The organism is Vibrio sp. 2130-1 (assembly GCF_033339515.1).
In genome coordinates, this window is record NZ_JAWOUT010000794.1 from 1 (window position 1) to 501 (window position 501).

General features: G+C 48.9%; 1 protein-coding gene. It reads right to left on the minus strand.

All coding sequences use genetic code 11. The features are described 5' to 3' along the window. Nucleotides 1-501, minus strand: a 501-nt coding sequence (locus tag R7Q09_RS28745) for a PEP-utilizing enzyme (RefSeq protein WP_318144285.1), incomplete at both ends; no start/stop codon positions are given.

A 501-nucleotide genomic window follows, 5' to 3' on the forward strand; every position in this document is an offset into this window, starting at 1 on the left:
TCTGACTCTTCACTAACTAAACTGCGATACTCACGCAACAGCTGGCGGTTGGGCTCAAGAAAAATCTCGCCCGTATAGCCATCAACGATGCCTAATTTACCGTTAACCACATCCGTATTGATGTTAGCGCCCATAACGGCCGGCACACCCAATGCGCGCGAAAGAATTGCAGCGTGTGAGTTTGCGCCCCCTTCAAGCGAAACGACCGCTAATAAATGTTCTTTCGGCACCGATGCTAACAAAGTCGCAGTAAGCTCATTGGCCACTAAGATGATAGGACGATCGATGGCCGCATTCTCTTGCTCACTGTTGTGCAGAAAATACAGCAACCTTTGCCCCAACTCTCGGATATCTTGTGCTCGTTCACGCAAATAGACATCTGACATACGAGCAAAGCGGTTTGAATAAGTTTCGACTACCTGACGCAGCGCCCAATCCGCTCGATCGCCTTTTTCAATCTGTTTCTTAAGATCGCCGCGCAACATTGGATCATTGAGCAAG